We start from the raw sequence: 13,386 nt of genomic DNA, 5'->3' as shown, positions 1-13,386 counted from the left end.
TCGAGGGCGTGAAGGTCGACGCCGATGCGGCCTTTGAGCAGCTCAACCAACCCGGGAGTAGTGAGCCTTCAGCACCGCCTGCCTTCCCCGAGGCAACGCCCTCTGACGGTGGGGCCAGCGCCCCCGTCAACGACGACGTCAAGGCGATGATGGAAGCCATCAAGCAAGACGCTGCCAAGAAGTGAGGCCACCAGGTGCGCTGTGGCGCACCTGAGCCGCCACACATGCACAGGCTCTGCGCAAACCAAGCGCCCCACTCGGGGCGCTTTTTCTTTGGGCCTCTGCGGCACTGGCTGCAAGCCTGCCCAACCAGAGAAGCCTAAGGCTTTCAGGGCACAAAAAACCCCGCCGGAGCGGGGTTTTTGGGGGCAGCAGGAGCCTTCACAGGCTCATTGCAGCATCACAGCTTTTGCTGCTGCATGAAGTCGTCGAAGCCAGCTTCTGCGAAGCGGAACCACAGGTTCTGCTCGGAACGGAACTTGGAGTAGTCGTCGTAGACCTTCTTCCAGTTCGGGTTCTTGGCGGAGATTTCGCTGTAGAGCGCCATCGACTCCTTGAACGCGGCTTCCATCACGTCCTTGGGGAAGCGGAACAGCTTGGTACCACCAGACACCAAAGAGCGCAGTGCCGCCGGGTTGCGACCGTCGTACTTGGCTTGCATGTCCACGTGGGCATAAGCGGCCGCAGCGGTCACGATAGCTTTGTACTCAGCGCTGAGGCCGTCGTAGGCTTTCTGGTTGATGAAGAAGTCCAGCTGAGGGCCACCTTCCCACCAGCCTGGGTAGGCATAGTGAGGCGCAACCTTGTTGAAGCCCAGCTTCTGATCGTCGTAAGGACCGACCCACTCAGCGGCGTCAATGGTGCCCTTCTCCAGCGCTTGGTAGATTTCACCGCCAGGGATGTTCTGGGGCACGCCACCCAGGCGCTCCAGCACCTTGCCGGCGAAGCCGCCGATGCGCATCTTCAGGCCCTTCATGTCGGCCATGGAGGTGACGGGCTTGCGGTACCAGCCGCCCATCTGAGCGCCCGTATTGCCGCCTGGGAAGTTGACGATGTTGTACTTGGCGTAGAACTCGCGCATCAGCTTTTCGCCGTTGCCTTCGTAGTACCAAGCGGTCATCTGGCGGCTGTTGAGGCCGAAGGGAATGGCGCAACCCAAGGCAAAGGTTTCGTCCTTGCCAAAGAAGTAGTAAGGCGCGGTGTGGGCCATTTCGACCGTACCGTTTTGAACGCCATCGACCACGCCAAACGGAGGCATCAGCTCACCACCGGCATGCACCGAGATCTGGAACTTGCCACCGGTCATGGCGGCAACCTGCTTGGAGAACACGTCAGCCGCGCCGTAAATGGTGTCCAGCGCCTTGGGGAAGCTGGAAGCCAAACGCCAACGGATGTTGGCTTGCGCATGCACGATGGCAGGTGCAGTACCTGCAGCCAACACACCGGCAATACCGGCACTACGAACAAAGGAACGACGTTCCATCAAGAGTCTCCTGTCAAAGAGGATCAATGAACAACTGACACCCGAAATATTCTAGGGAGCCGCTGCCCTCCAGCGCCTCGGGCTTACCCGTGCGCACCTGTGCAACGGCCCAGCTTTCGGGCCGGTGGACAGCATGCCTTCGGCCAGCTTGCATTCCCCTGAAATTCGGGTTCATCCTAATGGGGTCAACCCGGTGGCTACGCAGCACGCGCTCAGCTCCCGGCCACCTTCATGCGCTCAATCAGCACCGAGCCCACGGTCTTGGCGCCAAACGCATAGGCATCTGCGCCCACCGCCACGACTTGTTTGAACATTTGATCCAACTGCGAGGCGATGGTGATCTCGTGCACTGGAAACGCAATTTGGCCGTTCTCGACCCAAAAGCCGGCCGCACCACGCGAGTAGTCGCCCGTCACGTAGTTGACGCCCTGCCCCATGAGTTCGGTCACAAACAGGCCACGGTGCAGCTTGCGCAGCATTTCTTCCAGGTGGTCCCCGGGTTGAGTCAAGCGGCTGGTGAGGCGCAGGTTTTGTGAGCCCCCGGCATGCCCAGTGGTTTTCATCCCCAGCTTGCGGGCGGAGTAGCAAGACAAGAAATACCCCTGCGTCACCCCTGCGTCGACCACACGACGCGCGCGTGTGGGGACGCCTTCGTCGTCAAACGGTGCGCTGCCTTTGGCCCGCGCAATGTGTGGGTTCTCGTCGATATCCAGATGCTCGGCCAACACTTGCTTGCCCAAGCAGTCATGCAAAAAGGTAGCCTTGCGATACAGAGCCCCACCGCTGGTAGCCTGCACATACGCCCCCAGCAGGCCTGCCGCCACGGTGGATTCAAACAAAACTGGCACTTCGCAGGTGTCGATCTTGCGCGACTTAAGCCGCGCCATCGCGCGCTCGGCGGCATAGCGGCCCACGATCTCTGGGGCGGCCATGTCCAAGGCGCAGCGCTCAGAGGTGTACCAATAGTCCCGCTGCATGTCCCGGCCCTTGCCCGCAATAGGCGACACCGACAGCGAATGCCGTGAGCTGGCATAGCCGCCCCGGAAGCCCCGGCTGTTGCCCGACCAAAAGTGCGACTGTTGGGCCGAGACCGACGCGCCTTCAGAGTTGGTGATGCGCTTTTTGTCCAGGCTCAGGGCGGCGTCTTCCGCCCGGCGGGCCAGCTGTGCGGCGGTCTGGGCATCCACGTCCCAGGGGAAAAACAAGTCTAGGTCGCGTTTGACCTGCTCAGGTGTGGCCAACTCCTCTGCGTCGGGCAGGCCGGCCGCTGGGTCTTCCGCGGTGAAGCGGGCAATGTCGTAAGCGGCCTGCACCGTCTGCTTGAGCGCCGCTTGCGAAAAGTCCGACGTACTCGCATTGCCACGCCGCTGGCCCAAATAGACCGACACCCCTACCGACTTGTCTCGGTTGCGCTCTACATTCTCCAGCTCGCCCTTGCGCACTGACACACTCAGGCCACACCCCTCAGAGACCTCGGCTCCCGCATCGCTGGCCCCCACGGCGCGCGCCATGGCGAGCACGTCGTCGACGATCTGTTGAAACTGCTCGGAGGTGTGGGAGAAGCCGTGGGCGGAAGACGTGGTCATCGATTGCTCTTGAGAGAGGAAGCTGAACTAGGGAAATCGGGTGTCCGCGCAACAGCGCGGCCCAGCATTTGCGGGACAATCATAGCGAGCCGACGACATCCCTACGCCACAGACACCCTTCATGCGCCAAGAGCCAGACGATTTCGAACCCTTTGACGAGCCGCCGAGCAAGTCTGAACTCAAGCGCCAGATGCAGGCCTTGCAGGTGTTGGGCAAAGAGCTGACCGAGCTGCCCGCCAGCCGGATCAAGGGCTTGGACATCCCCGAGAGCCTGCGCGACGCCCTCAATGAGTACGAGCGCACGCGCTCGCATGAGGGCCGCCGCCGCCACTTGCAGCTCATCGGCAAGCTGATGCGCTATACCGACCCAGCCCCTCTGCGCGAGGCCGTGGCGGCCTACAAGCTGGGCAGCGCCAAAGAGACCTTGGCCCTGCACGAGGCCGAGCACTGGCGCGACCGCCTGATGAGCGACGACAATGCGCTAACGGTCTGGTTGCAGGCACACCCCAGTACCGACGTGCAGCATCTGCGCAGCCTGCTGCGCGCCGCCCGCAAAGACGCCCTGCAACTGACCGAAGCCGGCATGCCCCGGCATGGCAAGGCCTATCGAGAACTGTTCCAGTGGGTTAAAGCTGCCCTCAACAGTGCCAAAGCCGCCAATACCGAGACTGACACTGACACAGACGAAGATGAGCACCTCTAACCTTCCTATTGAGCCGGTGCGCATTGGCCTGGTGTCCGTCAGCGACCGGGCCTCTGGCGGCGTCTATGAGGACAAGGGTATTCCCGCACTACAAGCCTGGCTGGGCCGGGCACTGCTGAATCCCATCACGTGGGTGACCCGCCTCATTCCCGATGAGCAAGAAGGCATCAGCGCGGCGCTGTGCGAACTGGTCGACGTTGAACACTGCGATTTGGTGCTGACAACCGGCGGCACAGGGCCCGCCCCCAGGGACGTTACACCCGAAGCCACCCTGGCCGTTGCAGACAAGGAAATGCCGGGTTTTGGTGAACAAATGCGCGCAATCAGCCTGAGATTCGTGCCGACGGCCATTCTTTCTAGGCAGGTGGCTGTCATCCGAGGCAAGGCCTTAATCATTAACCTTCCAGGGCAACCGAAGTCGATTGCTGAAACGCTGGAGGGCCTGCCGCAAGCCAGCCCCCCGGCTCCCGGCATTTTTGCGGCGGTGCCTTATTGCCTCGATTTATTGGGCGGCCCCTATCTGGAAACGGACTCAGCCGTCTGCACGGCCTTCCGTCCCAAATCTGCCCAGCGCCCTGCCCGGAGTTGATTCGCATGCGTTTTTCGCTCATCCCTTGTGCTGGCCTGCTCTTGGCAGCGGCGTCTGCCACCCTGGCTCAGGCGCCAGCGGCGGCAGCCGATGCCACGCTGGAATACACCGTGGAGCAGCGCGACACCTTGATTTGGCTGGGCAAGAATTTGTTGGTCGATCCAGCCGCATGGCCTGAGGTGGCCCGGACCAACCGCCTGCCCAACCCCAACCACATCGTCCCGGGCCAAAAGCTTCGCATCCCGGCACGCCTACTCCGTTCAGTTGACGTGCCGGCCACCTTGGTCGCAGCATCTGGCGACGTGAAGGTCGATGGCAAGCCCGCACAGTCCGGCGCAGCCGTGAACCCCGGCCAGACCATCACCACGGCAGACGCCAGTTCCGCCATCCTGCAATTGGGAGACGGCTCTCGCGTCAAGGTGATGCCCGGTACCGAAACGCAGTTGGGCCAGAACCGCCGCTACCAGCTCAAGGCCAACCGCAGCGCCGCGCCTGCCGGAGAGAGCGACGGCTTGTTCGCCAGCACCATGCGCTTGGTGCGCGGCTCGGTCGACATGGCGGCGTCCAAAGTGCCGCGCGCCAAGCCTTTGGAAGTGACCACCCCCACCGCCGTGATCGGCGTGCGTGGCACTGAGTACCGGGTGCACCACGACAGCGAAGGCGTAGGCACCTCCCGCACTGAGGTGCTGGAAGGCAAGGTCCAGGCCGACATTACCGCCACAGGCAAGCCCGGCGCAGCCCTGAACGAAGGCTTTGGCGCGGTGATGCCCACAGGCGCCAAAGAACCGGCCGTAGCCGCGTTGGCCGACGCACCCAAGCTGCCTGCATTCAGCAGCCGCTTTGAGCGGCCCATGGTGCGCTTCACCATTCAGGGCGAAACCATGCCCCTGCGTTTGCAAGTGGCTGAAGATCCGCAGTTTGAACGCATCGTCAAGGACCTCCGCATCGCCCAGGGTGGTGATGTCCGGATCGCAGGTTTACCGGACGGCACTTGGCACGTTCGCGCACGGCGCGTCGACGCCAATGGCCTAGAAGGCCGCGACGCCAAAGGCAGCTTCGTGCTGCATGCACGCCCCGAACCGCCTGCAGCCATGGCCCCGGCTCAACGTGCCAAAGTGCCCGTGGGCGAGGTTCAAATGGCCTGGGCTGAAAACACCGAGGCCGGCTCTTACCGCTTGCAAGTGGCCAAGGACGCCGATTTCCAAAAGCTGGTCAAAGAAGCTGACGCCATCGTGGGCGCACAGACCAAGGTCAGGTTTGAGGAAACAGGCACTTACCACTGGCGCATGGCCAGCGTGCGGCCCAATGGTGACCGCGGCCCTTGGGGTGACGCGAGGCAGTTTGAAGTCAAGCCCATGCCTGCCAGCCCAGAAGGTGGCCTGAGCGGTGACGGCAAACAAATGAAGTTGAGTTGGAGCGCACGCGCGGAAGATAAGCAGCAGGTGGAGTTGTCTCGCAACGCCGATTTCACCGACGTGATCGCGCGGGCTGAGTTGGCCCAGTCTGAATGGGCCATCGACAGCCCAGGCCTGCCCGGCGCCTATTACTTCCGCTATCGCTCAGTGGAGCCCGACGGCTACATCACGCCATGGAGCAGCACGCTGAAGATCGAAATCCCCCGGGATTGGAGCTTCCTCTGGTACTTTGTGCCCTTTGTGTTGGCGCTGTGATCATCAAGCCCGCAAAGCAAAAAGAGGCCCTCGCAAGGGCCTCTTTCGTTTAGAACTCTGCTGTATGGCTTGTGAACCAGGCCTCACTTCACCAAGCGATTGAGCCCTTCGGCATCAAACTGCTCGGTGGTGCGCGCGTCCTGCGGCACGCAATCCCCGCTGGGCAACTCGCGCGCCGTGCCGGAGAGCTTCTCAATCGCTTGCCACAGCAAGGTGATCTGGTGCTCGTGGGTTGATGCGTTGTCAATCAAGCCCTTCATGGCCTGCGCCACCGGGTCATCACCCACCGTGACGCCATAGGCCGAGAAGCCCATGCGCGCGGCGGCCTCTTCCCGTGCGGCGTCGGCCTGCGCCTGGATGATGCGCGCCGGGTTGCCCACGGCCGTGGCACCCGCAGGCACCGGCTTGGTCACCACCGCGCCTGAACCCACGCGGGCACCTGCCCCCACGGTGAAACCGCCCAAAACGGCAGCATTGGCGCCGACGATCACCCCGGCTTCCAACGTCGGGTGGCGCTTGGCCCCTTTGACCAGCGAAGTCCCACCGAGGGTGACGCCCTGGTAGATGGTGCAGCCATCGCCGATCTCGGCCATCTCACCGATCACCACGCCCATACCGTGATCGATAAAGACGCGGTGGCCAATGGTCGCCCCCGGGTGGATCTCAATGCCGGTCAGCCAGCGACCCATGTTGGACGTGAATCGCCCTGCCCACTTGAAGCCCGCGCACCAAAACCGGTTGGCCCAGCGATGAATGACGAGTGCATGCAGGCCCGGGTAACAGGTCAAAACCTCCCAGGTCGAGCGAGCTGCGGGGTCACGCTCAAGAATGCAGGCAATGTCTTCGCGCAGGCGAGAGAACATGAGAAAAATCCGATGGGAGTTGAACAACAGCCCGGCCGCTAAAGGGAGACCGGGCGGTGAGTGTAGCCGGGGGGCCGAAAGTGCGCAGGCGAGTACTCAAGAGTGCTGCCGGCTTCGCGGCGGCCCGTGTACGTTAAGGTGCCATGCTTGGCCCCGTCAGCGCCGCTGCACGGCCCGTGCGATACCCCTCAAGATGTGAATCTCCTCGGTCGTCAGGGCCTGGCGGTTCAGCATCTGCTGCAGACGCGGCATCAGCTTCTTAGGCGCCTGCGGGTCCAAAAAGCCAATCTCCACCAAGACCTCTTGCCAATGGTTCAGCGCGCCCTGTATCGCCACGGCGTCAGCCCAGTCCGGCGCTTTAGTGCGTGCTTCCACCGCAAAGCTGCCCAAGGCTTGGCGCCATTCATAGGCCAGCACTTGCACGGCTTGAGCGAGGTTCAACGAGCCGTAACCCGGCGCAGTGGGGATGCTGAGACAGGTGTGGCAGCGGTAAACGTCTTCATTAGACATGCCGTAGCGCTCACTGCCAAACACAAAGGCCACACTGTGGCCGGCGGCCAGCACCTCTGGAAAGTGCTCTCGCGGCGCACGGGTAGGTGGCCCAAAGTCGCGCGGCGTCATCGCGGTGGCACACACATGGCTGATGCCGTCGAGCGCCTCGGGCAAGGTCTCTACGATGCGGGCGCGGGTCAGCACATCGGCGGCACCGCTGGCCATGGCCACCGTTTCTTCCATCGAGAGCACGTTGGCAAAGCGAGGCTGCACCAGCACGAGGTCGGAAAAGCCCATGACCTTCATGGCCCGGGCCGCAGCGCCCACGTTGCCAGGGTGGCTGGTGCCCACCAACACAAAGCGGGTGGCGGGCGGCGCCAAATTGTTTGAAGCATCGGGCATGGCAAAAAAGCCTTGGGGCGGCTAAAATGGCGGGTTAGTACTGAACTGAGCAGGCGCCTATTGTCGGCTCAAGCCACACAAGCCCCAGGGCTTGCAAGCCAGTACGCTCGCTCTTTGGTCCCCGCTAGCCCCTTTCTTGAACGTCTGCAGCGCGCCCACGCCCCACAAGCGGTGTGCATGTGTTTGCAGCAATTGCTGTCCAGGTCACACCATGTCCCAAGCCCTTCACCCCATGCTCAACATCGCCATCAAGGCGGCTCGCACAGCCGGGGGGATCATCAACCGGGCCTCGATGGACTTAGACCTGCTCAAGATCAACACCAAGGCGCCCAATGACTTTGTGACCGAAGTCGACCAAGCCGCCGAGGCCGCGATCATTGAAACCCTGCTGACCGCCTACCCAGGCCACGGCATCTTGGCAGAAGAATCGGGGCGCGAACACGGCTCGCGACACAGCGATTTCGTCTGGATCATCGACCCCCTGGATGGCACCACCAACTTCATCCACGGCTTCCCGGTCTATTGCGTCTCCATCGCCCTGAGCTTCCGCGGCAAGATCGAGCAAGCGGTCGTCTATGACCCGACCCGCAATGACCTGTTCATGGCCTCCAAGGGGCGCGGTGCCTACCTGAACGACAAGCGCCTGCGCGTCTCCAAGCGCACCCGCTTGTCCGACTCGCTCATCGGCACGGGCTTCCCCTTCCGCAAGGGCGACAACTTCCAGCGCTATCTGAAGATGTTCGAAGCCGTGATGCCCCATTGCGCCGGCCTGCGCCGCCCGGGCTCCGCCGCGCTGGACCTCTGCTATGTGGCCGCCGGCAACTACGACGGTTTCTTTGAAACCGGCCTCTCGCCCTGGGACATCGCCGCAGGCTCCTTGATCATCACCGAAGCGGGCGGTTTGATCGGCAACTTCACCGGCGAATCCGACTTCTTGCATCAGCGTGAAGTGGTGGCAGGCAACCCCAAGATCTACGGTCAATTGGTCAAGCTGCTGTCGCCTTACACCCGCATCATCTCGGATGAGCCAGCGGCCGCCCCTGCTGCCCCCGAGACCCCAGAGTTGACCCCTGAAGCGGCCTTGACGCGCAAACCTATTCGCCTGCGCAAAGCCGCCGAGCCCGCAGCCCCCGAAGGCGACGACGCGCCCTTCTAAGCGCTGCGGCAAGCATGGCGAGCAAACCTCAGGCCTCGGCGGCGGGGCCAGAAGACTACGCGGGCCACACGCCGATGATGGCCCAGTACTTCCGGCTGAAGGAAGGGTTCCCTGAGACCCTGCTCTTCTACCGGATGGGCGATTTCTACGAGCTGTTTTTTGACGACGCCCGCAAAGCGCACCGCCTGCTCGACATCACCCTGACCACGCGCGGCGCCAGCGGTGGCGAGCCGGTGGTGATGGCCGGTGTGCCCGTGCATTCGGTCGAAGGCTATTTGGCCCGGCTCATCAAGATGGGCGAGGCGGTGGCCATTGCCGAGCAGGTGGGCGATGTGGCCACGGCCAAAGGCCCGGTCGAGCGCAAAGTGGTGCGGGTGGTCACCCCCGGCACCATCACCGACACCGAGTTGTTGGACGAACGCAGCGACACGCTGCTGTTGGCCCTCTCGCGTCACCGCAACACTTATGGCCTGGCCTGGCTGGGTTTAGCCAGTGGCCAGTTGGGCTTGGCCGAATGCGGCGAGCGCGAGTTGGGCTCCTGGCTGGCCCGCTTGGCCCCCGCCGAAGTGCTGATCGACCGCGAGGAGCAACCCGCCGCGCTGCGCCAGCTCAAAGCCGCGCGCACCCAGCGCCCGGCCTGGCAGTTTGATGCGGGCCTGGGCCTGCGCAAGCTGTGCGATCAACTGGGCGTGGCCTCGCTGGTGGGCTTCAATGCCCAAGAGCTGAGCACAGCCCATGCCGCCGCTGCTGCCTTGCTCTCGTTCGCCGAGCACACCCAAGGCCGCGCACTGGCCCATGTGCACACCTTGACGGTGGAGCGCGCCACGGACCTGCTGGAGCTGCCGCCGGCCACGCACCGCAATCTAGAGCTGACCGAGACCCTGCGCGGCGAGCGCTCTCCCACGCTGCTCTCGCTGCTGGACACCTGCGCCAGCGGCATGGGCAGCCGCGCCCTGCGCCACTGGCTGACCCACCCGCTGCGTGAGCGCACGCTGGCCGCCCAGCGCCACGCCGCCATCACCGAGCTGATGGCCCAAGGCTTTGGCACCCTGCGCGACACGCTCAAGCACATCAGCGACGTCGAGCGCACCACCTCACGCATTGCTTTGCGCCAAGTGCGCCCGCGCGAGCTGGCTGGGCTGCGCCATACGCTGCAAGCCTTGCCTGTGTTGCTGCGCCTGATTCCACCAGGCGTCGAATTGCTCGATGCCGTGCGCGCTGACCTGAGCCCAGACCCAGCTATCGAAGCCCTGCTCCACCGTACCTTGGCCGAGGAGCCCGGCGTGCAAGTGCGCGACGGCGGCGTGATTGCCACGGGGCTGGATGCGGACCTGGACGAGCTGCGCGCCATCGGCCAAAACTGCGATGCGTTTCTGATCGACCTCGAAGCCCGCGAGCGCGCCCGCACCGGCATTGGCAATTTGCGTGTGCAGTTCAACAAGGTGCATGGCTTCTACATTGAAGTCACCAGCAGCGGGCTGGACCGCATCCCTAGCGACTACCAGCGCCGCCAAACCCTGAAGAACGCCGAGCGCTTCATCACGCCGGAGCTCAAGACCTTTGAGGACAAGGCGCTCTCTGCGCAAGACCGCGCCCTGGCGCGTGAAAAGTGGTTGTACGAGCAATTGCTGGACAGCCTGCAAGGCTTTCTGCAGCCTCTGGCCGCACTGGCCCGCGCCCTGGCCACCCTGGATGCACTGGCCGCCTTGGCCGAGCGTGCCACCACCTTGGACTGGTGCCGCCCGGAGTTTGTGAACCACCCCTGCATTGAGATCGAAGCCGGTCGCCACCCGGTGGTGCAGGCCCGCTTGGCTGAGACCGGTGCGGGCGACTTCATCGCCAATGATTGCCGCTTGGACGCCCGCACCAAGCTGCTGGTGATCACCGGGCCCAACATGGGCGGCAAGAGCACCTTCATGCGCCAAGTGGCGCTGATCGCGCTGCTGGCGGCCGTAGGCTCCTTTGTGCCGGCCAAACGCTGCCGCCTGGGGCCGATGGACGCCATCCACACCCGCATTGGCGCGGCCGACGACCTGGCCAATGCGCAGTCGACCTTCATGCTGGAGATGACGGAGGCCGCGCAAATCATCCACAGCGCCACCGAACACTCGCTGGTGCTGATGGACGAGATCGGCCGCGGCACCTCCACGTTTGACGGCCTGGCCTTGGCCTCGGCCATCGCCACGCACCTGCATGACCGCAACAAGGCCTTCACCCTGTTTGCGACCCATTATTTCGAGCTGACCGAGTTCCCACGCCAGCACGATCGGGCTTTGAATGTGCACGTGGGTGCGGTGGAAAGTGGCGAGGACATTGTCTTCATGCACGCCATTGAGCCGGGGCCGGCCAGCCGCAGCTATGGCGTGCAGGTGGCACGCCTCGCGGGCATGCCGCCCGGCTTGGTGCGCCAGGCTCGGGCCACGCTGCAAGCCCTGGAAACGCACTCGCGCGCCGGCGACACGCAGGTCGATTTGTTTGCCCCGCCGCCTGCCCCAGTGGCAGCGGCTCGCTCCGAGGTCGACGAAGCCCTGGCCCACATCGACCCCGATGCCCTGACCCCCCGTGAAGCGCTGGACGCGCTGTACCGACTCAAAAAACTGCAAACCTCTTAGCAAGAGCACACCTCATGACTTACTGTGTGGGCGTACGCCTGAATGCCGGTCTCGTTTTTCTCTCTGACTCGCGCACCAATGCGGGCTTGGATGCCATCAGCACCTTCCGCAAGATGATGGTCTATGAAAAGCCGGGCGACCGCTTCATGGTGCTGCTTTCTGCGGGCAACCTGAGCATCTCGCAATCAGTGCGAGAGATTTTGCAGGTTGAGAAAATTCCTAACGGCGATGATGAGCCCATAACCATTTGGAACGCCAAAAGCATGTTTGAAGCGGTGCGCGTGCTGGGGTCCGCCGTGCGCCGCGTACATGAGCAAGACGGCCCCGCGCTGCGCGCCGCAGGCATAGACTTCAACTGCAGCATGATCTTCGGCGGCCAGATCGCCGGCGAAGCCATGCGTTTGTTCTTGGTCTACTCGGCTGGCAACTTCATTGAGGCCACCCGCGAGACCTGCTTCTTCCAGGTGGGCGAAAGCAAGTACGGCAAGCCCATTCTGGACCGCGTGCTGACCCCCACCACCCCGCTGGACGAGGCCGCCAAATGTGCGCTGGTGTCTATGGACTCCACGCTTAAGTCCAACCTGTCGGTGGGCCTGCCGCTGGATTTGCTGGTCTATGAAGAAGGCGCGCTGAAGAGTGAGCGCATTGCCGTCATCGACGAGCACAACCCGTACTTCAAGATGATCCGCACCACCTGGGGCGAGCGCCTGCGCGAGGTGTTTGAAGCCATCGACGACCCGCATTGGGACGGCGGCGATGCGGCCCATCCTTTGCTGGTAGAGAGCGCCCGCTTCGAGCCCATGCGCAAGATCACCACGCCTGACGAGCGCATCGTCTGATTTCGCCCCCATGACCCACACCATCGTCTTCTCCCACGCCAATGGCTTCGGCGCCGGAACCTATCGCGTCATGTTCGAGCAGTGGCGTGCGGCAGGGTGGCAAGTGCTGGCCGTGGACCGCTTTGGTCATGATGCCCGCTACCCCGTGGCCAGCAACTGGCGCGCCCTGCGCGAGCAATTGCTGGACTACATCGGCGAGCACGCACCAGGCAAGGTCTACTTGGTGGGCCATTCTCTGGGCGGCCTGCTCAGCCTGTTGGCAGCTTGCCGCAAGCCCCAGATCGCTGAGGGCTTGGTGATGCTGGACTCCCCCGTCATCACCGGCTGGCGGGCCCACAGCCTGCAAATGCTCAAGCACAGCCGCTTGATCGGCAAAGTCTCACCCGGCAAAGTCTCACAGAAACGCCGTTACCAGTGGCCCAACCGCGAAGCGGTGTACGAGCATTTCAAAAGCAAACCCGCCTTTGCCCGCTGGGACGACCGCGTGCTGCGCGACTACGTCAACACCGGCTTTGACGAAGTCGGCGGCCAGATCGAACTCGGCTTTCGCCGCGACGTCGAAACCTCGATCTATAACACCCTGCCCCACCACCTCGGCACCCTGCTGGCCAAACACCCCCCGCATTGCCCGGTGGGCTTCATCGCGGGCACGCAAAGCCTAGAAATGCGCCAAGGCGGCGTGGCCACCGCCAAAGCCATGGCTAAAGACCGCTTTGTGCACTTTGAAGGCGGGCACCTCTACCCCATGGAGCAACCGGAAGCGACTGCGGCGGAGGTGTTGAAGTTGCTGGGGAGTATGGGCTGAGGGTCGCAGTTGCCTGCGGGTTCGCCGGATTCATGCTGAAGCAGCAGTCACCGCAGGGTCAGTGCAGAATCGACGTTTGTTAGATGTCACGTCTCATGTGATCATTGGCCGATTCGAAGCTGGCCGCTACTTCAGGCCAGAGCTGTCCTGAGCGAGTTGCTGGCTTCGATCCCAGAGAGTTCATCA

The 13,386-nt window shown here is 63.3% G+C and carries 12 protein-coding genes; 8 read left to right on the top strand and 4 right to left on the bottom strand.

Features of this window, described 5'->3' with window-relative positions:
* Positions 1-185 (top strand): hypothetical protein (locus tag ACIQ3Q_RS21265; protein WP_396271236.1); only part of this gene is annotated, 185 nt, incomplete at its 5' end.
* 215 nt (positions 186-400) lie between these two features.
* On the opposite strand, the gene ACIQ3Q_RS21260 is transcribed toward ACIQ3Q_RS21265, so the two are convergent.
* Together ACIQ3Q_RS21260 and pmbA are read right to left on the bottom strand one after the other, a co-directional pair.
* On the bottom strand, positions 401-1,483 hold the full coding sequence (locus tag ACIQ3Q_RS21260) for a TRAP transporter substrate-binding protein (protein WP_396271235.1): 1,083 nt from the start codon (positions 1,481-1,483) through the stop codon (positions 401-403).
* A 212-nt stretch (positions 1,484-1,695) separates the two neighbouring features.
* On the bottom strand, positions 1,696-3,069 hold the full coding sequence (gene pmbA / locus ACIQ3Q_RS21255; RefSeq protein WP_396271234.1) for a metalloprotease PmbA: 1,374 nt from the start codon (positions 3,067-3,069) through the stop codon (positions 1,696-1,698).
* A gap of 121 nt (positions 3,070-3,190) precedes the next feature.
* Between pmbA and yjgA the strand changes: the two genes are divergently transcribed.
* Genes yjgA through ACIQ3Q_RS21240 form a run of 3 tightly spaced genes read left to right on the top strand, consistent with a single transcriptional unit; the run spans position 3,191 to position 6,031 of the window.
* Positions 3,191-3,772 carry a ribosome biogenesis factor YjgA gene (gene yjgA, locus ACIQ3Q_RS21250; RefSeq protein ID WP_396271233.1) on the top strand — a complete coding sequence of 194 codons (582 nt, stop codon included), beginning with the start codon at positions 3,191-3,193 and terminating at the stop codon, positions 3,770-3,772.
* Positions 3,759-4,361, top strand: a complete 603-nt coding sequence (gene mog / locus ACIQ3Q_RS21245) for a molybdopterin adenylyltransferase (protein WP_396271232.1) — start codon at positions 3,759-3,761, stop codon at positions 4,359-4,361. The genes yjgA and mog overlap by 14 nt, the downstream gene beginning before the upstream one ends.
* Before the next feature lie 5 nt (positions 4,362-4,366).
* Positions 4,367-6,031, top strand: a complete 1,665-nt coding sequence (locus tag ACIQ3Q_RS21240) for a FecR domain-containing protein (RefSeq protein ID WP_396271231.1) — start codon at positions 4,367-4,369, stop codon at positions 6,029-6,031.
* A gap of 83 nt (positions 6,032-6,114) precedes the next feature.
* Here the strand turns inward: ACIQ3Q_RS21240 and cysE are convergent, their stop codons facing one another.
* On the bottom strand, positions 6,115-6,894 hold the full coding sequence (gene cysE, locus ACIQ3Q_RS21235; protein WP_396271230.1) for a serine O-acetyltransferase: 780 nt from the start codon (positions 6,892-6,894) through the stop codon (positions 6,115-6,117).
* 156 nt (positions 6,895-7,050) lie between these two features.
* The gene (locus ACIQ3Q_RS21230) at positions 7,051-7,788 is read right to left on the bottom strand and encodes an RNA methyltransferase (RefSeq protein ID WP_396271229.1); all 738 of its coding nucleotides are present in this window, start codon (positions 7,786-7,788) and stop codon (positions 7,051-7,053) included.
* A 211-nt stretch (positions 7,789-7,999) separates the two neighbouring features.
* Here ACIQ3Q_RS21230 and ACIQ3Q_RS21225 point away from each other — a divergent pair, with 211 nt between their 5' ends.
* From ACIQ3Q_RS21225 to ACIQ3Q_RS21210, 4 genes are read left to right on the top strand one after another with little or no spacing between them, the layout of a single operon-like run.
* Positions 8,000-8,944: an inositol monophosphatase family protein gene (locus tag ACIQ3Q_RS21225; protein ID WP_396271228.1), complete on the top strand. Its 945-nt coding sequence runs from the start codon at positions 8,000-8,002 to the stop codon at positions 8,942-8,944.
* A 14-nt stretch (positions 8,945-8,958) separates the two neighbouring features.
* Positions 8,959-11,556, top strand: a complete 2,598-nt coding sequence (gene mutS, locus ACIQ3Q_RS21220; RefSeq protein WP_396271227.1) for a DNA mismatch repair protein MutS — start codon at positions 8,959-8,961, stop codon at positions 11,554-11,556.
* 14 nt (positions 11,557-11,570) lie between these two features.
* Positions 11,571-12,395 (top strand): peptidase, encoded by an 825-nt coding sequence (locus tag ACIQ3Q_RS21215; RefSeq protein WP_396271226.1) that lies wholly within the window; start codon positions 11,571-11,573, stop codon positions 12,393-12,395.
* A 10-nt stretch (positions 12,396-12,405) separates the two neighbouring features.
* Entirely contained in the window at positions 12,406-13,200 is a 795-nt protein-coding gene (locus ACIQ3Q_RS21210) for an alpha/beta fold hydrolase (protein WP_396271225.1), read from the top strand.
* The last annotated feature ends 186 nt before the right edge of the window (positions 13,201-13,386 follow it).

The organism is Ideonella sp., assembly GCF_044358605.1.
Classification (GTDB): Bacteria; Pseudomonadota; Gammaproteobacteria; order Burkholderiales; family Burkholderiaceae_C; genus Ideonella.
The sequence above is the reverse complement of the archived record's forward strand: the minus strand, read 5'-3'. Positions and strand labels throughout refer to the sequence as shown.